General features: G+C 42.1%; 19 protein-coding genes. 1 reads left to right on the plus strand and 18 read right to left on the minus strand.

The genetic code is table 11. The annotated features are described in order from the left end of the window. The first annotated feature begins 42 nt into the window (after nucleotides 1-42). Complete coding sequence (locus G585_RS16735) at nucleotides 43-1,359, plus strand: glycoside hydrolase family 5 protein (protein ID WP_022772472.1); 1,317 nt, start codon at nucleotides 43-45, stop codon at nucleotides 1,357-1,359. A gap of 89 nt (nucleotides 1,360-1,448) precedes the next feature. Here the strand turns inward: G585_RS16735 and G585_RS0101485 are convergent, their stop codons facing one another. The 18 genes from G585_RS0101485 to nagE all read right to left on the minus strand — a co-directional run bounded on the left by G585_RS0101485 (nucleotide 1,449) and on the right by nagE (nucleotide 19,933). Further along, complete coding sequence (locus G585_RS0101485; RefSeq protein ID WP_022772473.1) at nucleotides 1,449-2,216, minus strand: nucleoside phosphorylase; 768 nt, start codon at nucleotides 2,214-2,216, stop codon at nucleotides 1,449-1,451. Further along, nucleotides 2,213-2,779 (minus strand): GNAT family N-acetyltransferase, encoded by a 567-nt coding sequence (locus G585_RS0101490; protein WP_022772474.1) that lies wholly within the window; start codon nucleotides 2,777-2,779, stop codon nucleotides 2,213-2,215. Before G585_RS0101490 ends, G585_RS0101485 begins: the two co-directional genes overlap by 4 nt. Nucleotides 2,780-3,073: 294 nt before the next feature. Then, on the minus strand, nucleotides 3,074-3,940 hold the full coding sequence (locus G585_RS0101500) for an NAD-dependent epimerase/dehydratase family protein (RefSeq protein ID WP_022772477.1): 867 nt from the start codon (nucleotides 3,938-3,940) through the stop codon (nucleotides 3,074-3,076). A 118-nt stretch (nucleotides 3,941-4,058) separates the two neighbouring features. Then, nucleotides 4,059-4,481: an ATP synthase F1 subunit epsilon gene (atpC, locus tag G585_RS0101505; protein WP_022772479.1), complete on the minus strand. Its 423-nt coding sequence runs from the start codon at nucleotides 4,479-4,481 to the stop codon at nucleotides 4,059-4,061. A 17-nt stretch (nucleotides 4,482-4,498) separates the two neighbouring features. Further along, nucleotides 4,499-5,896: a F0F1 ATP synthase subunit beta gene (gene atpD / locus G585_RS0101510; protein WP_022772480.1), complete on the minus strand. Its 1,398-nt coding sequence runs from the start codon at nucleotides 5,894-5,896 to the stop codon at nucleotides 4,499-4,501. A gap of 160 nt (nucleotides 5,897-6,056) precedes the next feature. Continuing rightward, nucleotides 6,057-6,914, minus strand: a complete 858-nt coding sequence (gene atpG / locus G585_RS0101515; protein ID WP_022772481.1) for an ATP synthase F1 subunit gamma — start codon at nucleotides 6,912-6,914, stop codon at nucleotides 6,057-6,059. A gap of 16 nt (nucleotides 6,915-6,930) precedes the next feature. After that, nucleotides 6,931-8,451, minus strand: coding sequence for a F0F1 ATP synthase subunit alpha (gene atpA, locus G585_RS0101520; RefSeq protein WP_022772483.1), 1,521 nt, complete (start codon nucleotides 8,449-8,451; stop codon nucleotides 6,931-6,933). Nucleotides 8,452-8,471: 20 nt separating this feature from the next. Beyond that, on the minus strand, nucleotides 8,472-9,011 hold the full coding sequence (gene atpH / locus G585_RS0101525; RefSeq protein ID WP_022772484.1) for an ATP synthase F1 subunit delta: 540 nt from the start codon (nucleotides 9,009-9,011) through the stop codon (nucleotides 8,472-8,474). Between the two features lie 54 nt (nucleotides 9,012-9,065). Next, the gene (gene atpF, locus G585_RS0101530) at nucleotides 9,066-9,596 is read right to left on the minus strand and encodes a F0F1 ATP synthase subunit B (RefSeq protein ID WP_022772486.1); all 531 of its coding nucleotides are present in this window, start codon (nucleotides 9,594-9,596) and stop codon (nucleotides 9,066-9,068) included. 28 nt (nucleotides 9,597-9,624) lie between these two features. Next, complete coding sequence (gene atpE / locus G585_RS0101535; RefSeq protein WP_022772487.1) at nucleotides 9,625-9,906, minus strand: ATP synthase F0 subunit C; 282 nt, start codon at nucleotides 9,904-9,906, stop codon at nucleotides 9,625-9,627. A 68-nt stretch (nucleotides 9,907-9,974) separates the two neighbouring features. After that, complete coding sequence (locus G585_RS0101540; protein ID WP_022772488.1) at nucleotides 9,975-10,745, minus strand: F0F1 ATP synthase subunit A; 771 nt, start codon at nucleotides 10,743-10,745, stop codon at nucleotides 9,975-9,977. Nucleotides 10,746-10,755: 10 nt separating this feature from the next. Then, nucleotides 10,756-11,166 (minus strand): ATP synthase subunit I, encoded by a 411-nt coding sequence (locus G585_RS0101545; RefSeq protein ID WP_022772490.1) that lies wholly within the window; start codon nucleotides 11,164-11,166, stop codon nucleotides 10,756-10,758. 30 nt (nucleotides 11,167-11,196) lie between these two features. Then, nucleotides 11,197-11,475, minus strand: coding sequence for an AtpZ/AtpI family protein (locus G585_RS19970; RefSeq protein ID WP_022772491.1), 279 nt, complete (start codon nucleotides 11,473-11,475; stop codon nucleotides 11,197-11,199). A gap of 231 nt (nucleotides 11,476-11,706) precedes the next feature. Beyond that, the gene (locus tag G585_RS0101555; protein WP_022772493.1) at nucleotides 11,707-13,737 is read right to left on the minus strand and encodes a methyl-accepting chemotaxis protein; all 2,031 of its coding nucleotides are present in this window, start codon (nucleotides 13,735-13,737) and stop codon (nucleotides 11,707-11,709) included. 137 nt (nucleotides 13,738-13,874) lie between these two features. Beyond that, nucleotides 13,875-15,464 carry an ArnT family glycosyltransferase gene (locus G585_RS0101560; RefSeq protein WP_155827698.1) on the minus strand — a complete coding sequence of 530 codons (1,590 nt, stop codon included), beginning with the start codon at nucleotides 15,462-15,464 and terminating at the stop codon, nucleotides 13,875-13,877. Nucleotides 15,465-15,540: 76 nt separating this feature from the next. After that, complete coding sequence (gene aspS, locus G585_RS0101565) at nucleotides 15,541-17,349, minus strand: aspartate--tRNA ligase (RefSeq protein ID WP_022772495.1); 1,809 nt, start codon at nucleotides 17,347-17,349, stop codon at nucleotides 15,541-15,543. Nucleotides 17,350-17,552: 203 nt separating this feature from the next. Then, nucleotides 17,553-18,230 (minus strand): hypothetical protein, encoded by a 678-nt coding sequence (locus G585_RS19835; protein WP_022772497.1) that lies wholly within the window; start codon nucleotides 18,228-18,230, stop codon nucleotides 17,553-17,555. A 263-nt stretch (nucleotides 18,231-18,493) separates the two neighbouring features. Continuing rightward, the gene (nagE, locus tag G585_RS0101575; RefSeq protein ID WP_022772498.1) at nucleotides 18,494-19,933 is read right to left on the minus strand and encodes an N-acetylglucosamine-specific PTS transporter subunit IIBC; all 1,440 of its coding nucleotides are present in this window, start codon (nucleotides 19,931-19,933) and stop codon (nucleotides 18,494-18,496) included. Nucleotides 19,934-19,965: the final 32 nt, after the last annotated feature.

Here is a 19,965-nt window from a genome sequence, read left to right on the forward strand (position 1 = left end):
AAGAGTGTAGAAATATATTCATTGATTTACAAGGAGTTTGTTATGAAAAGAAAAAAATTATTGACCTTACCTCTTATTCTGGCTCTTTTGACAGGGTGCGGAGCGCCTGCTGCACAGCCTGCTTCCGGAAATGCAGGTAATGAAGCTGCCAGCAATGGTGCAGAAACTGCCACTGAGCAGGCATCAGTAGAATCCTCAGATGCAGCGGCATCTACTACTGAAGTAAGTGCGAATGCGGCAAACGACGCTTCTGCAGAGGCAAGCAACGAATCAACAGCCGACGATGTAACTGCAAAACCAGAACCAGCAAAGGACAAATACGATATGCGAGATATCACACCAACAGATCTTGTTGCAGAGATGAAAACAGGATGGAACCTGGGAAACACATTCGATTCCTTCGGAACTTCAGGCGTTGAAGCCGAGACCTATTGGGGCAACCCAAAGACAACAAAAGAGATGATCGATGCTGTTAACGAAAAGGGCTTTGACTGCATAAGAATCCCTGTGACATGGGCTGACCATTTAGGCGCAGCACCTGACTATACCATCGATGAAGCTTGGTTTGACAGGGTTGAAGAAGTTGTAAATTATGCTCTTGATGACAATATGTACGTTATCATCAATTCTCACCACGAAGAGGAATGGAGAATTCCTGATGATGCCCACATCGATGCCGTAGATGAAGAAGTAAAAGCTATCTGGGTTCAGATTGCAAACAGATTTGAAAAATACGGCGACCACCTCATTTTTGAAGGCTTAAACGAGCCCCGAGTAAAGGGCGGCACAAACGAATGGAGCGGTGGAACAGGTGAAGGCAGAAAGTGCCTGGACAGACTTAATCAGACTTTTGTAGATGCTGTTCGTTCAACAGGTGGCAACAACGAAAAGAGACTTGTTCTCATTACAAGTTTTGCATCATCCCACGTTATTCCTACCATTGGAAGCATGAAGATTCCTGAGGATGACCATCTTGCTGTTTCAATCCACGCATATACACCTTATGACTTTACTTACTCTGCATCCGGCAATTCCTATGACACCTGGGACGGTTCCCACAAGGGAGATATTGCCGGTGTAATGCAGGATCTTCAGAGAATCTTTGGAGTTAAAGGCATTCCGGTACTCCTTACAGAGTATGGCGCCGAAGACAAAAATGGAAATACTCAGGAAGTATGCAACTGGGTTACAGAATATCTTACAAGAGCAAAAAAGGCTGGCATCCCATGCTTTTGGTGGGACAACGGTCTCTTCGAATCAGGCAATGAGCACTTCGCTATCTTCAACAGAAATGACTGCTCATGGTACAGAGAAGACGTTGCAGACGCCATAATGGCTGTATACAACGAAGAAAAATAAATGGACCTTGGGGACGGGGTTTGTGGTCCATTTACTCAAGTGCGGTATAATATACGAAAATGGACCACCAACCCCGTCCCCATGGTCCATTACTTGTATTCTCTCAGGATATCAAGTCCCAATAGCAGTGCTTTTTCATGTGAATCCGCTCCAAAGTCTCTTGCATCGTACTCATGGACATTTGCAAGTGAATCGGCTGTAAACAGGAATTGTCCGAAGCTTGCGCCTCGCTTTCTGCAGCATGCTGCAAGAGCAGAGCACTCCATCTCTACTACGGAACAGCCTTCATCCAATCGGTACTTCACCATATCTTTTGTCTCTCTGAAAAAGCCATCAGTAGTCCAGGTTGTGCATGTCTCAAAAGGAAGTCCGTGCTTGGCAAAAGTTTTCTCGATAACACCCTTTGGTTCTTCATCAAGCTCAATGTACCTTGAGGGCAGAAGATAATGATAAGATGTTCCCTCTGCCCTAAGCGCCTTGGTTGGGACAAGAAAAGCATTTTCCGGTATCTTAGCCAATACTCCGCAGGACCCTACTGCTATTACTTTCTTGCAGCCGCAGCTTACCAGAGTATCCAGGACCTGTGTTGATGATGCTGCGCCTATCGGGGATTGCACAAGGCAGATATCTTCATTTTCTTCGTGAAGCACATATATCTGGATATTGTGAGATACTGTGATCAGCTCTTTTACCACTTCAGCCTTCTTCTCCCTGGCATACCTATGGACCACATCTCCAAGGAAAGCAAACAGACACTTTTCAGGTAATGCTACTTCTTCCAAGTCATGATCTGGGGCGATGACCTCCGGTGAAAAATCGTCATATTCCAGTATTGGTATCTCGTTTTTTATAATCATGCGTTTCCTCCTGTCTCAAATATGTTCGCCATGATGATCTCGTCTCTGTAGGTTCCGTCCTTTAGCTTGAAAGCTCTTGGATTCATCCCGTATTCCTTGAATCCCATCTTCTTGTACATATGCCTGGCTCTGTCATTGTCAGAGAAAACTCCCAGCTCTACCTGCTCAAAGCCATTTGCTTTCGCCTGCTCAAGCGCGGTCTTCATCATGAAACTTCCAAGTCCCATTCCTGTGTACATCAGGCGAATAGACATTCCAAGATATGCGCGGTGAAGATATTTTACATGTGGCCTAATGAGCGTTATTCCAAGATCTCCAATCAACTCATCTCCGAGATAAGCGCTTACCATGAAGTCTCTGTCGCTTTCTGCAATACTTCCAAGTATCTCTTTGATTCTCTCAAGATTGAATGGACCATCTTCAGGTTCCCTCGCCATAAAATGCGTCTCAGCTGAAACTGCCTCCCTGTGAAGTTTTACCTTCATTGCATCCTCAGGACCTGCACTCTTTATAGTTACTTCTCGTCCATCAGGTAAAAGAAATTTCTGCTCTTTTATTCTCATAGCCACCTCCATAAGTTTTTATATTTTTTGAAATAAAATAAGCCTCATCAAACTATCGCTTGATGAGGCCATGCATACTATTTAGGTTTAAAGCACTATCTATGCCTTACAAATAATCCTATCCTCATCACACATATCAAAAACAGACCCCTGAATCACATTCACGGATGTCAAATTGACTATATTCATTGTGACGAGATTAAGTCTTATCATATTGTTCCTCTTTCTGAAAAATTATTAGTTGTTAGTATAATTGACAGAAAACTTAATGTCAACCGTTTTGTTGTTACGAAATTATTTTGATGTTATCGTCTTACCGTCAATCAATGGATACAACCAGTCATTAAGCTCACGGAATCTATAACCGGTTGATTCAGCTTTTTTGGTATTAAAACTTAGTGTATCTTCAAGACCATTATATGGGGCTTCATCCCCATGACTACTTATCACAGCACTTTTGCCGAAACGTTTCTCTATATGATCAATGATATCTGAAATCTTGACAGTTTCTTTTGAACAGCCATTTACCGGACCTGGTACAAAATGATCAGCCAGATATGCGATGAAGTCACCGGCATCTTTTTCATATATGAATGACATCTCCTTGTCAAGATCATCAACATTCATCGGCTTTTGATCTCTTATGTGCTCTATATAGAAATCCAATCTTCCGGTGTAATCATTCTCCCCCATAACAATCGGATATCTGACAAAAGAAATATTGGCAGGGTCCATATACTCAAATACTGCTCTTTCTGCCTGCCTCTTTGACTCTCCATAGTTCTGTATCCTATCAATCCAATGAAGTTCATATTCTTCAGCTTTAAATTCATCTTCCACAATCTCAGCGTGATCTTGAAAATAAACAGAACATGTAGACATCTGTATATATCTGTCACAGCTTACGTTTTCCAAAAGCGCCTTTACATCATTGGAACTGTAGGCAATTTTATCTACTATCAAATCAAAATGTTGTCCATCCAAAGCGGCTTTGACACTTGCCCCATCCGTCCTATCCATTACAACATAGTCTACGGAACCTTCAAAAATCGGTTTTGAATTACCTCTTGTCGCAATTGTAATTTCATGTCCATTTTTGAGCAATGTATTAACCATAGGTATCCCAAAATATCTCGTTCCACCAACAACAAGTATTTTCATATCATTCTCCTTCAGCATTTGCTTATATAATGTGCTATTTATCATATATTCTGAAGAAACTCCACATTAGCATAAAACTTAAAAGCCGCCAGGGCTTTGGCTCTGACGGCTTTAGATATTAGTTATATTTACTTTCCTGTCCGGAGGAACCGATTCTTACGAGAGCTCTGTAGAGCTTGGCTTCTGCACGGATACGTGTTTCTTTATCAAGCTGCTGGTTCTTAAGAGCTTCTTCAGCTTTTGCCTTAGCAGCTTTAGCACGATCTACATCGATGTCTTCGCTCCACTCCCACGTAGTAGGAAGAACTCTGACTTCTCCGTTCATAACCGAAAGCATTCCACCGATACAGGCAGCCTTTCTTTCCTGGCCGTCGTCCATGGTCACTTTGGCAGTTCCCATACCAATAGCAGTACAGTAGTTGGTGTGGCGAGCAAGAATCTCCACATCACCATCTATTGTACGGAGCAGTATTTTCTGAACTTCACCTTCAAATTCCAGACCATCCAGGGACACAACCTGTAAATGATAAGAAGTGGACATAGGTTACTCCTTTGCTATTACTTGTTAGCTTTTGCTTTCTCGAAGACTTCATCAATAGTTCCTACAAGAAGGAATGCACTCTCAGGAAGATCATCGCACTCGCCATCAAGGATCATCTTAAAGCCTCTGATTGTCTCTTTAAGAGGAACGTATTTTCCAGGAAGACCTGTGAACTGCTCAGCAACTGAGAAGCTCTGTGACAGGAAGTTCTGAACCTTACGAGCTCTGTAAACAGTAAGCTTATCCTCTTCTGAAAGCTCATCCATACCCATGATAGCAATGATATCCTGAAGTTCACGATATCTCTGAAGCACCTGCTGAACTCCCTTAGCTACTTCATAGTGCTCTTTTCCTACGATATCAGGAGAAAGAATACGGCTTGTTGAATCAAGAGGATCTACGGCCGGGTAAATACCCTTAGATGCGATATCTCTTGAAAGAACGGTTGTAGCATCAAGGTGTGTGAATGTTGTAGCAGGAGCAGGGTCAGTAAGGTCATCGGCAGGCACGTATACAGCCTGAACTGATGTGATTGAACCCTTCTTTGTAGATGTGATACGCTCCTGAAGAGCACCCATTTCTGTAGCCAATGTAGGCTGATAACCTACGGCTGAAGGCATACGTCCAAGAAGCGCTGAAACCTCTGAACCAGCCTGTGTGAAACGGAAAATATTATCAATGAATAAAAGCACATCCTGATTTTTTACATCACGGAAATACTCAGCCATTGTAAGTCCGGAAAGACCAACTCTCATTCTGGCTCCCGGTGGCTCATTCATCTGTCCATAAACCAGGGCAGTTTTATCAATAACTCCACTTTCCTTCATTTCTCCGTAAAGGTCGTTTCCTTCACGAGTACGCTCACCAACGCCGGTGAATACTGAAATACCACCGTGTGCCTTAGCAACGTTATTGATCAGCTCCATGATAAGTACGGTCTTACCTACTCCGGCACCACCGAACAAACCAATCTTACCACCCTTAGCATAAGGGCAGATAAGGTCAACGACCTTGATACCTGTCTCAAAGATTTCTGTAGCAGGAACCTGATCCTCATAAGCAGGAGCCGGACGATGGATTGCCCATCTCTCTACTCCTTCAGGTGCAGGCTGATTATCTACAGGTTCTCCAAGAAGGTTGAAAATTCTTCCTAAGCACTTGTCACCAACCGGTACAGTGATTGGGCTTCCTGTGTCTACGGCATCAACGCCACGAACAAGTCCGTCTGTGGAGCTCATGGCTACGCAACGAACTACGTCATCGCCGACCTGCTGCGCAACTTCTGCAACAAGTTTGCGGTCTTCGATCATAATTTCTATGGCATTGTGAAGATCAGGAAGTTCACCCTCTTTGAAGCGGATGTCAAGTACAGGACCTGTAACCTGTATTACCTTTCCAACATGATTTTCACTCATTGTTAAACTCCTTAATTTTTAATTTGTTCCAAAATATTAACTAGTGGAAGTTCTGCTCTCGTGCTACTGTTACTAGTCAGAGGAAGTTCTGCTCTCAGCTGCAAAGCAGCTTCGCCAGAACAAGCTTCACACTAAGCTCGATTATCATCTCGCTAAGTGTTCAGCTTTCTGCTCCAGCAACAATCTCAGTAATTTCCTGAGTAATGCTTGCCTGACGGGCTCTGTTATAGTACAAGCTCAAGTTATCGATCATCTCTTCTGCATTGTCTGTAGCTGCTTCCATAGCTGTTCTACGAGCAGCAAGCTCTGAAGCATAAGAAATATTGATACTTGAATATAGTATTCCTGCCAGATACTCTGGAACAATCTCATTGAACACTGTCTCACTGTCAGGTTCATATAGTATCAGGTCTTTTGCCTTTCCATCTTTTTCCAGGTTTTCAGATTTCAAATCTGAAAGAGGAAGAAGCGATGTGGATGTAGGTACCTGAGACAACATGGACACGAAGTTTGTGTAGCACAGGAAAACGTGTCCGAAGCCATCGCCACCATATGATCCGCAGATAAGCTTTGCTACCTGGAAACAGTCTGAAATGTTTACCTTGGCAACTTCGGCGTATTCCTCTGTGAGGATAGGCACATTTCTATGCTTAAAGAACTCCACAGATTTTTTACCGATAGGGAGAACTGTTACATTATTCTTGTCCTTGATCTCAGCTTCAACAAATTTAAACAGGTTTGAGTTGTATCCGCCTGCAAGACCTCTGTCTCCGGCAATTACAACATACAGCCATCTGTCATTTCCACTCTTGGTGTAAATTGAACGGAAATCGTTATTTCCGTTGGCTATATCTGTAAGTGTTGCAAGCATTGTCTCAAGATAAGGTTTCGAATTATCAGCTCTCTCTTTAGCTTTACGAAGCTTTGAAGCTGCAACCAGCTGCATTGCTTTCGTTATCTGCATTGTGCTCTGGACGCTTTTTATTCGGAGTTTAACAGCTTTCATTGATCCAGCCATTTAGTTTTCCTCCTGATTATTTTCTCTTTAAAAAGTTTTCAGTATAAGCGTTCAGTGTCTCTTTAAGCTTTTCTTCTGTTTCAGCTTCAAGCTTTCCGCTCTCACGGATCTCGCGCATAGCTGCGATTCCGGTAGGATTGCTATCAAGGAATTCATAAAGTCCGGCTTCATATTCTGCAACATCAGAAGCAGCAACCTTGATAAGAATATTGTTGACAACAGCATAAAGAATAGCTACCTGCTTTTCTACAGGAACAGGCTGATTCTTGTCCTGCTTAAGAACTTCAACAATACGTTCACCTTGAGCAAGACGTGCCTTGGTATCCTCATCCAGATCTGAACCGAACTGAGCGAAACTCTGAAGTTCACGATACTGTGAATATACAAGTTTAAGTGTACCGGCAACCTTCTTCATAGCCTTGATCTGAGCATTACCACCAACTCGGGATACTGAAATACCAGGGTTAACGGCTGGCATGATTCCTGAGTGGAAAAGCTCTGTCTCAAGGAATATCTGTCCATCAGTGATGGAGATAACGTTTGTAGGGATGTATGCTGATACATCACCTGCCTGTGTCTCAATAATAGGAAGGGCTGTAAGTGAACCTCCTCCATTTTCTTCTGAGAGTTTGGCAGCTCTTTCAAGAAGTCTTGAATGCAGATAGAAAACGTCTCCAGGATAAGCTTCACGTCCCGGTGGTCTTCTGATCAGCAAGGAGAGTGCACGGTAAGCTACGGCATGCTTGGACAAGTCGTCGTAGATACAAAGCACGTGTTTTCCTTTATACATGAAGTACTCACCCATAGCACAGCCTGTGTATGGTGAAATGTACTGCAGTGGGCTTGGTTCTGAAGCTGTAGCTGCTACAACGATTGTGTAGTCCATAGCTCCGCCCTTTTTAAGGTCTTCAACAAGAGCTGTTACTGTAGAACGTTTCTGTCCGATAGCAACATAAATACAGATAACATCCTTGCCCTTCTGGTTAAGGATTGTATCTATAGCAATTGTTGTCTTACCTGTCTGTCTATCGCCAATGATAAGCTCACGCTGACCTCTACCAATAGGGATCATTGAGTCGATAGCCTTGATACCAGTCTGGAGAGGCTCCTTAACCGGCTGTCTGGCAATAATACCAGGAGCTGGTGATTCAACTGGTCTATACTCTGTTGTTTCGATTGGGCCAGCTCCGTCGATTGGCTGACCAATGGCGTTAACAACACGTCCAATCATTTTTTCTCCTACAGGAACAGATACGACTCTTCCTGTACGCTTAACGGTTTGTCCTTCGCTGATTCCTACATCCTCGCCGAACAAAACCGCAGATACTACTGTTTCCTCGAGGTTCTGAGCCATTCCGAATGTACCATTCTCAAACTCCAAAAGCTCACCGGACATACAGTTCAAAAGTCCGCTTACACGTGCGATACCATCACCAACTGTAAGAACTGTACCAGTCTCATTCTGGATAATTGCATTCTGATAATTCTTTATCTGGCTTCGAATGACCTCGGATATTTTTTCTGGTTTTAGTTCCATATCATCCTCCGATATATTTTTTAGATGACTGTCTCATCGACTCTTCTGCGAAGCTCGGATAACCTTCCCTTTACTGTTCCGTCAAAGAGCTGTCCCTCAAGATCTACTCTCACGCCGCCAAGAACGCTGCTATCAACCTTCTGTCGTAGCAATACTTTCTTGCCGCTTATGTTCTCAAGTTTGGCCTTGAGAAGTGAAAGCTGAGAATCATCTAAGGCTACTGCCGTGGTAACAAGGGCATCAGCGATGCCGTGTTCCTCGTTGTAGCATCTTCTGTATCTCTTTTGACATGCAGAAAACTCTCTTAGGATTCCCTTCTCAATGAGAATCTTGATGAAGTTTAAAAGGTACTCCTGGCAACCATCACCAAGTGCCTGGTCAACCAGCTGAAGCCTTTCCTTCTTTGGGACTGAGGGTTCCGAGAGGAGTGTTACATAATCCGGATTCTCTTTGAAGATTCCGTTTATTACCTCCATTTCGCCCAATATTTCATCCGATAGGTTTGATTCCGCTGCCAGATCATATAGGCTCTGCCCATAAAGATCTCCAGCTTTACTCATAGTTTCTCCTTATTACCCCCTCAGCAGTAAATGCTTTCGGGCTGTTTTATTCCTTTATGCTCCAACTTGATTGATGAACTCATCAATAAGTTTCTTGTGATCGGCTTCGTTGATCTCTTTTTCAACAACCTTGCCTGCAATATCCATTGCAAGTGAGCCAATCTCGTCTTTGGCCTCGTTGACCGCCTTTTTCCTTTCCTGCTCAATATCAGCAGCCGCCCTGGCTTTGATGCCTGCTGCCTCTTCCTGTGCCTCTTTTACAAGGGCATCAGCTTTGCTCTGCGCCTCTTTCTGTGCGTCAGAAACAATCTTTGCAGCCTCAGCATGAGCGCTGGTCAGGCTATCTTCGTATTGATCTTTAAGAGAATCGGCTTCTTCCTTGGCCTCTCTAGCTTCCCTGATCGTCTTATCAGCAAGATTTTTTCTCTTTTCAAGAATGTCATTGATAGGCTTGAAAAGAAACTTCTTTATCAGGAACATCTGAATGAACAAGTTGATTATCGTTGCGATAAATGTCCAGGGAACCAATGTAACCAGCTCCTGCGTGTTTTCCGCAGAAAGCATCATTAGAGCCTGTAATTGCATATATATTCTCCTTTTAAAAAATTAGAGATTAGTTTAAGTATCCCATGAACATTCCAGGTGCAACGAAGATAAGAAGAAGACCTGTAACGAAACCGTAAATACCGGTTGTCTCTGCAACGGCACAACCAAGAAGCATAGTACTTGTTACATCGCCCTTACACTCAGGCTGACGTCCAATAGCTTCAAGAGCCTTAGAAACAGCAGTTCCTTCACCAATACCAGGTCCGATACCAGCTATCAGTGCACATCCAGCACCAATACCGCATCCTGCAAGTGCAATACCTTTTGCTAAAATCTGAAAATCACCCATGTTTTTTGCCTCCTAAAATATGGTTTTTTGATTTAATAAATGATTCAATATTTAGTTTTAAATTTTGCTTAGCCTTCTTCTGCCGCATTGGCGATGTACATGACGGTCAGCATACAGAAGATAAATGCCTGCATGCATCCTGAGAACCAGTCAAAATATACGCCTGTAATTGCCGGAATACCTACGCTAAGAATTGGTATGTTGGATAAGAAATTGCCAACAACACCGGGGATGAGTCCGAACAATGCTGCGGACGCAAGACCCAAAGCCCAATAGATAAGTCCGTCGATTACTACGCCTGAAAGGATATTTCCAAAGTGACGGCAAGCCATACTAACCGGTGTAGCAAGCTCTGACAAGATGTTAAATGGTGTCATAACTGCTATAGGTGTTGTGAATCCCTTTAAGTATCCGCCAACTCCATTGGTCTTGATCTTAGTAGCTGTGATCATGATGAAAACAACTACAGCCCAACCGGCTTCTGTCGATAAGTCTGCTGTAGGACTACGAAGCCCCACAAGGCTGATAAGATTTGATATTACACTTGTGGCAAAAAGAGCTGACACAAATGGTATCAATTTATCGAACTTATTGCCTCCAGTATTGTTACGGACAAAATTATTGCCCATTTCCACAAGCATTTCTGCAAATGCCTGTCGTTTGGAAATATTCTCAATGCGTAGGTCTCTTGTGAGGAAGATACACAATCCTGTGATAATTATCATTACAAGCCAGCTGACGATCAGCGTCTCTGTAATGTTAAAATCTCCAAGAATCGGAATTCCTGTGTGGATCGTATAGTATATCTTCGGTCCAACGACTGAGAAATCATTACTCATATCTTCGCCTTCAACCTCCTTTCCCCGCAGACAAAATCCCGCGTAGTTTGATTATGATGCTCGGGATGAAAAGCGGTGCAATTCCTGACACCAGGTTGAATACCGGCAAAACAATAGCAAGTATCACCCACAGGAACTGGAGCATGGTCCTATATCTATAGCTTACGCTCATAGTCCTTCTTGCTCTCTCTTCATCCGTTATAGATGCAACTTTTTGCACTGATACAGCCATCCAGAAAAAATTACCAACGGCCACTATAAAGCCGCCAATTCCACCTAAGATGACCTTTATATCAAATGGTGCCCAACTTGGAACAACCATGTGCAAAACATAAAACACTACATATATCACAAGAACCCCAACTGCTGTTCCTGCTGCAATTATCCCCGTTTCTTTCTTTACAGCATCCTGTAATTTCATACTTTCCTTTGTCTCCTGTCGAATTAAGTATCAGAAGTGTTTATTAAAATAAACTTCTGTACCGGATTTTTCTTTTTTCTTTTTCTCTTCCCTGTGAATCACTGCCAGATAAACTTTATAGGCAGTTGTCATAGATCCTCCCAGGCCCAAAATGAACCCCGGTATATAAACCCAAGCCCCGACCGAAAGTCTGGTGCATAGAAGATAACAGATGAATAAACACATAAGTAGTGGCATAAGGAGTGATAGGCCAAGTTGTCCGACCATAGCAAATTGACTTAATATTTCTGACATTCGCTTTGCCTGCATTTGGGGCTTTACTCCTTTCGCTGTTGTCGCAAAACCGTTTATTGAGCATAAAATAAACAGTATAACAAGTTAATAATACACTTTTTGCCTATAATTCTCAACCTTGTTAGACAATTTAGTGTATCTGTAGTTTTTGGCATAAAAAAGCCGGAGACCGCGCAAATTCTACGAATTTAGCGGCTCCGGCCACAATATTTATAAATATTTTATCAAAATTTCGGTTATTGTTCTTTAAATCTTGAATTTACTGATGAGTTCCTCAATTGCATCTGAAGAATCTGATACAGCTGCAGCACTGTTATCAACACCCTTAGAGTTTTCAGCCACCTGTTCTGCACTTGTTGCAAGTGTTGTTGCTGTAGCACTTACTTCCTGTGTACTTGCTGACTGTTCCTCAGAAATAGCTGCCATAGATGTTGCTATCTCATCTACATTTCCTACTTTTGCAATCATCTCACCAACGATATCGCTGGCCTCATCAAGGCTCTTGAAGATTTCTTCAAAGGTTGATCCTGCTGTAGTAACAGCATCCATGTTGTTACTGATCTCTTCCATGTTGGTCTTTGACTTATCTGAAAGATCCTGAATCTGAGATGTAATATCTTTTATGATCTCTGCGATCTGAGTAGTTGATTCAGCACTGTTATTGGCAAGCTGTCCGATCTCAGTAGCAACAACTGCGAATCCTTTTCCGGCCTCTCCCGCTCTTGCAGCCTCAATTGATGCATTAAGTGAAAGAAGGTTTGTCTGCTCTGCAATAGATGTGATCATTTCAATAATAGAATTGATCTTGTTAGCTGATTCTCCAACGTCACCGACAACTCTATTCATTTCTTCCATAGAAGAAGAAATATTATTCATTCCTGTCTGAACAGCTTCCATATCACGCTGTCCTTCTTTTGCCTTTGTTACAAGACTGGACATTGTAGCCTGAGTCTGATGGCTCTTGTCTGTAAGATTGCTAACTTCCTGAGCAAGCGTTGTTGCCTGATTTGCAAGCTCAGTAACTGCATCTGCCATATCATCCATAGCTCCCTGGATCTGCTGCATTGCCTTGCTCTGCTCACCAGCCTGTTCGTTAAGGTCACTGGATGCGCTCTTAGAGTTGCCTGCCTCGTCAGCCAGCTTATGTGTTACATTTTGAAGTTCAGCAAGAGTCTCTCTCATCTGGTTGACATAATCAAACATGTTATTGTTCATTACGCCAATCTCATTCTCATTGCCATTTCCTTTTTCTATCTCAACTGTAAAGTCGCCATTTGCAATTCTTGTAATATTGTCTGTAAGGTTGCTGACAGGCTTTGTAACCATCTTTCCAATGATCATCGCAATAACTATTGCCATTGCAATTATCATGATCAATGCCATCAAAATACTAATATTGAGGAACTTATAAAGAGAGGACATAACGTCTGATACCTTAGTGAATGAAACAAGATACCAGTCAGTTCCTTCTACATTGTTAAAGGCAACATAGTAATCTTTTCCATCTGTTCCATGAATATTCTTTATCTCACTTGTTCCACCTGATGATACAATCTGCGCAACTTCCTGTATAAAAGAATCATTTGGATACTCAGATACATCTTTTCCTATCTGATCCTCTGAAGGTGATGCAACCATCATTGAACCAGAGAACATCATTGATGAACCTGTACCAAGAGGCTTATATGCACTTGCAGTTTTGGATATATCGTTCAAGAACACGTCAGATGACATAACGCCGGTTCTTCCATCTTTCAGAGTGATCTTTCTTGATATGGTCGCTACCATCTCACCTGTATTAAGGTCAACTGAAGGTGGATTCAATGTCATAGTGCTATTTGAACTTCCTGAGATATACCAGGGTCTTGATGTTGGATCGTAGCCCGCATCAGGAACCCATCCAGATATGTCTATATAATCTTTATTTGAAAGTCCAATATAAAAACCTGTACCTGTTTCAGCAAACTGTGACTGAGTGAACTGGTAAGCGTTTATCAATTCCTGATCACTTTCATAGGCAGTATTTTGGATAGCCTCGCAGATGCCATCATAGAAAACCTTTATACTCTCTACTTTTCCACTAATCTCAGCAGCATTAGCTCTGGCTTCTTGCGAAAGTCCGTTTGTTGCCTGCTGTTCAATAACATTTTTCGCCTGAATTGCAATAAAGATTGTTACAATGGCAATAGCCGCAATAATCATGGGAACGAGCACAATAAGTAACTGTGCACTGATTCTCTTTCCCTTTTTCACGCTTTTTTTACTATTATCTGACATATCTGCCTCCTTATCTGAAAATGTCATACTAATAGTATACAAAGCAATAATTAACGAAATATAAATTAAGTCTATTTTTATTATTAAATAAAAACCTAGAAAAAATGCGGCTTTGCGCCGCATTTAAAATTGTATCTTTATTCATGTAAATATACTTTATAAGGTCCAAAATCATACTCTTTAAAATCAAGTCCAATCAGCGATTCTCTCTCGCTTTCCTCCGGAAGATACATCACGTAATTGCAAGACACATCATATGGCTCCGGAGCCCAAAAACTGTATTTTAATCCATCTCCATTGTTGCCATATTTGTTGTGATCGTACTCGTATGGCGAAATTTCTTTTGCCCAAAGGTAGTAAATATAAGCTTCGTTGGCTCCACCCACGTAAGTAAGCCTTGATCTTACGCTTTCCGACTGACTATCAAGGAAGTTATACACATCAGTAGGGTCTTCTGCAAAAAGCCTCTGTGGGTAAACTGTATCTGCATATTTATTGAAATAAAAATCTACAAACTGCACACCATTTATCAGATAAAGTACCAAAAGGCAGATTGCAAGAGCACTTGACGCAAACTTCTGCCTGTTTCTGGCAAAAAGAAATTCAACAGTCACTACAATAAAGAAGGCCAGGCCAAAAAACGCGCTGTTAATCCTGTATGTGGTAACCCCCTGAATGAACAAGCCAAAAAGAAGTACTGAAAATGTATAGATAAGGATAACGCTTTCAAATCTTATCTTCTTTTCGCGAACACTTTTTACAAGCCTTGTCAGAGTATAGAGCCCACCAAAAGCAATAACAGGAAGTGAGAACATATAGAGCGCACCGAATTGAGGAAATGAATCAAAATCAGTGTTGTCCGCCCTAAAAAGACTATCAAAGGTCCATCTAAGGTTTGGTTTAACCTGGTCAAAGACGATATCATCAAGTCTGTAATTTAAGACTATAGGAATTGTCATGGGTCCTATGTGTATTGCAGGAAGGCCGTATATATTCACTATCTGCAAAAGTATCTGCGGAATAGCAAAAATAATGACCGGGATTGCAAAGGCTATCATTGAGCTTATAGCGACTTTTTTTCTAATGGCGATGAGGTAGATTACCAGAAATAAGTAAAACAAAGGAAGTACAACATCGCTGAGAGCATAGGAATAAAAGGTTATTCCTGTCACTGTCCCAAGAAGAACAAAACATGTCTTTTTACCATAGTTCTCATCCCTGAGGCAGTATTCCAAAATATTAAGCATAATGACACTAAGTCCAAGCATCAGATTGCAATCAAGGGCTATTCGTCCCGCCTGAGTAAAATAAGGTACCGCCAAAAAGACGAACAGATAGATGAGACTGGCTCTTTTACCTGAAACTATGCGAATGAGGCGCCAGCCAAAGATTCCGGCAAGCATTGAAAAAATGACCGATGGAAGTCGTAGCATAAGCGGGGTAAATCCGCCTAAAAGAATAAACGGAACTGTGAGATAGCAATATAATGCGCTCTGTCCGCCGCCATAATTGCTTAAGTACATGGGAAAACTGTTAAGATATCTGTCCACGCCAAAGTGAGCTATGCACCAGGAATCATACCCCATGCCTATCTCATCAACGTGGAGGCCTCGTGGTATATCACTAAGTTTATATAATCTCAAGATAAGCGCAAGAACCAGCATTACTACAGAAACAACTGTATAGAAATATTTTGAATCTTTTATTTTTCGAAGATTTAGAATCATTGCTCCCCCAAAAAGTATAGTGTAAAAAAGCACCATCACCATTATATCAGTGACAGTGCTTTTAATCATCATATTATCAAGCTTCGTCTTCTGTCTTTGTAACAGCAATATGGAGCTCTTCAAGCTGCTTGTCTGTAACGTATCCTGGAGCGCCCATCATAATATCCTGAGCATTCTTGTTCATAGGGAAAGGAATGATCTCACGGATTGAATCCTCACCTGCAAGTAGCATTACCATACGGTCTACACCGGGAGCAATACCTGCGTGTGGCGGTGCGCCATAGCAGAATGCGTTGTACATAGCAGGGAACTTAGCCTTAACATCTTCCTCTCCAAGTCTTACCATCTCGAAGGCCTTGATCATGATCTCAGGATCATGGTTACGAACAGCACCTGATGAAAGCTCTACACCATTACATACAAGGTCATACTGATCAGCAGTGATTGAAAGAGGATCTATCTCACCTCTCTCTGCCTTAAGAAGTGTCTCAAGTCCACCTGATGGCATTGAGAATGGATTGTGGCAGAATTCAAGCTCTCCTGACTCCTCACCGATCTCATACATAGGGAAGTCTACGATCCAGCAGAATGCATACTGCTCTTTGTCCATATGTCCAGGTACTGCAGCACCGAATGTCTTAACAATAACGCCGGCTGTCTTCTGAGCTGCACCAAGTTTACCGCTTGAAAGAACTACGAGGTCGCCAGCCTTAAGTGAAAGAGCTGAAACAACTGCATCCTTAATAGGTGCAACAAATTTAGAGATACCACCAACAAGCTCTCCGTTCTCATCCATTCTGAACCAGTAAGCTTTATTGCCTGACTGAACTTCTACATCTGCGATTGTCTTGTCGATGAACTTTCTGCTTTCCTTGAAATCAGAAATAACTACAGCTTTGATTCTTACGTTTGTATCGCTGCCGTCCTCAGCCTTTGTTGCAAATGGTCCGAAACCGCAATCAGCAAGGCTTTCTGTAACGTCATCAACTGTAAGATCTATACGAAGATCAGGCTTGTCTGAACCGTATTTCTCCATAGCCTCAAGATATGGAATTCTCATAAATGGAGCGCCTGATGCACGATTGTATGTACCGTATTTTGCAAAGATAGGAGGAAGAACATCCTCAAGTACTGCGAATACGTCTTCCTGAGAAGCAAAAGCCATCTCCATATCAAGCTGGTAGAACTCTCCCGGGCTTCTGTCTCCTCTTGCATCCTCATCTCTAAAGCAAGGTGCGATCTGGAAGTAACGGTCAAATCCTGCAGTCATAAGAAGCTGCTTGAACTGCTGTGGAGCCTGTGGAAGTGCATAGAACTTACCAGGATGCTTTCTTGCAGGTACAAGGTAATCTCTTGCTCCCTCAGGAGATGATGCTGTAAGGATAGGAGTTGTAATCTCCAAGAATCCGTGCTCTGTCATGGCCTGACGAAGAGCTGCAACAACATTGCATCTGAGAATAATATTCTTTTTAACTTCAGGATTTCTAAGATCAAGATATCTGTATTTAAGTCTTGCTGTCTCATCTGCTTCTCTTGAATGGTTAATCTCAAATGGAAGCTCATTGTAACGGCAGCGTCCAAGAACAGTAATGCTCTCAGGAACAACTTCAATGTCTCCTGTTGCCTGCTTGGGGTTCTTGGAGCTTCTCTCCCTTACTACACCCTTAACTGAAATAGTTGATTCCTTATTGATAGCCTTTGCTGTCTTGACCATCTCTTCTGTCTCAAGGACAATCTGTGTTGTGCCATAGAAGTCTCTTAAAACTACAAAGCCAAGCCCGCTTCCAACTTCACGCATGTTCTCGAGCCAGCCAACAAGAGTAACGCTCTCGCCGACATTTTCCATGCGCAGCTCGCCACAGTTATGTGTACGTGATTGCATCATACTAATGTACTCCGTTTCTATAAAATCGCTACAAGCTCAACTAAGCTCGATAAAACCTCGCTAAGTTGACTTGTATGGTTCGCACTAAGTTCGTAAAACACCTCACTAAGTGCTCTACTCAAAAAAATGTTGTGCGTAATTTTGAAAAAATCCAATACTACGCACAACATTTTAGACTATCATCGTAATAGTTTCAAGGACTTTTATTTCACCTTGTTTCCACCCCATTCAACCACTGTAAATCCGCTTCTGTCAGCCCCCTCAATATACTGAGGATTGATCTTCACAAATTTATCTGTCGGATACCACGCCATAAATACTCTTATAACTGTATCCGGCTCAGGAGAAACTGAGAGTTTTGCCCCATCTTTATAAGTATCTGTCTGAAAGCTGATCATATTGTATTCGTTACCCTCCATCATAGGTAACCAGAAATCCATAAATTCTGATGTCTCTGCGTCGTTAAGTCCCAGAGCGTGAAGTTTTTCATCAAGGAAAGCACTTGTATCCGCTCCTGCTACACAGAAACCTGAGAAGAAATCATAGGAGAAGTTTGGATCTCCCTCCCAGAAAAGGTAATCATACTGCTGTCCTTCAAAGGTTATCTTTCCATCAGTGTTAGCAGTAACATTCCAGGTATTCTCCGCATTAAACTCAGGGATCAGATCAACAAGATTTCCGTCATAATCAAGCCTTACGGAGATCTCTGCGTTATCTTCCGTAGGGTACAAATAGATCACAGGCTTAAGATCGCGCCCTGCTATGCATTTATCACTTGGTTTCTGGGGAACATTGGCGACATTGGCAGCAAAAGCTGTTACTCCCACTCCTAACATTAATACGCCAGCTAGAAATATACCCACAATACTTTTCTTACCCATAGAAAGTACCTCCATTTCGTACTAATATTATAATTCTTTTTTCGAAGTTATTAAACGGTTTTTTGCGCGAATTTATCGTATTTTTTCAAATTTTATCAATTGTTTTCAGGTGTAAAAAATGCCACCACAACATAGCCTTAGAACATGGTTTTGGGGCACAAGATATTGATTTGTAAAAAGTATGAGTCTATTACAATCTGGCAATAAAAAAGACTGCGAAAAAATGATCTCTCATTTTTCGCAGTCCCTTCTAAAGCATATTTTTACATCATTTTCTTTATTTCATCGAATACGAACTGAACCTTAGGTCCAACGATAACCTGAACAGTTGACTTGGATGGACGTACAACTCCGGCAATTCCGGCTTTTTTGATAGTCTTTTCATCAACCTGAGTATAATCATTAACTTCTACACGAACTCTTGTAGCACAATAATCATATTCCTTGATGTTCTCTTTTCCGCCAAGGCCTTCCAGTATGAACTTAGCCATTGTGGTGAAATCATCATTTGAAAGCTCGATCTTGTTTTCTTCTTCCTCGTCATCCTCACGGCCCGGTGTCTTAAGGTCGAATTTAACGATGACAATACGGAATACAACGTAATAAATTACTGCAAACACAAGTCCTACAGGAATAAGGAGCCAAGGATTAACTGCCATAGGTGCCTTAAAGCTCAGGAACCAGTCAACGAAACCTGCTGAGAAATTGAAACCAATTCTAAGAGGAAGCATTGCACATACGATAGCTGAGATACCTGTGAGAACTGCATGTACAAGGTAAAGTCCCGGAGCCATGAACATAAATGCAAACTCAAGGGGTTCTGTAATTCCTGTAAAGAATGAAGCAAGAGCACCTGCAAGGAGAAGAGATGCAGCTGTCTTCTTTTTGCTGTCTTTTGCTGTATGATACATAGCAAGAGCTCCGGCAGGAAGGCCGAACATCATAACAGGGAAGAAGCCTGTCATGTACTGTCCTGTAACGCCCTTAACTGCGCCATCAGCTCCTGACCAGAAAAGTCCAAGGTCATTGATTCCTGCTGTATCAAACCAGAATACGGCATTGAGGGCATGGTGAAGTCCCAGAGGAATAAGTGCACGGTTAAGCATTGCATAGATACCTGCTCCGACAGGGCCAAGTCCTAAAATAGCTTTTCCGAAAGCAACAAGAGCACCGAAGATAATTGGCCATATAAAGTAAAGGATAACAGCACACACAATAGAAGCTGCGGCAGTTACAATTGCAACACATCTTTTTCCACTAAAGAATGCGAGCCAATCCGGAAGCTTGGTGTCTTTGTATCTGTTGTAGCAGCTTGAACCAATAACACCGGCCAGAATACCGATAAAGGCATTGCTGATCTTGCCAAAGGCTGCTGGTACTTCAGATGCATCCACGCCTCTGTACATGGCAACCGCGCCTGTACTCAGCAAAGTGGTGATCATAAGAAATGAAACAAGACCTGCAAGAGCACTTGTTCCATCGTGATCTTTTGCCATACCTACAGATACACCGATGGCAAAAAGAATAGGAATCTGGTCGATAATAGCAGATGCTGCCTTGATGAAAAATGCTGCAACAACGCTGTTAGCGCCCCAACCAGTTGGATCGATCCAATAGCCGATACCATAAAGAATACCTGCTGCCGGTAAAACAGCTACTGGAAGCATCAGGGATTTCCCGATCTTCTGTAAATACTTCATCATACTTTTGTTCCTCCTTATATTATTGTAATTTT

This window comes from Butyrivibrio sp. AE2015, assembly GCF_000420825.1.
Classification (GTDB): domain Bacteria; phylum Bacillota; class Clostridia; order Lachnospirales; family Lachnospiraceae; genus Butyrivibrio.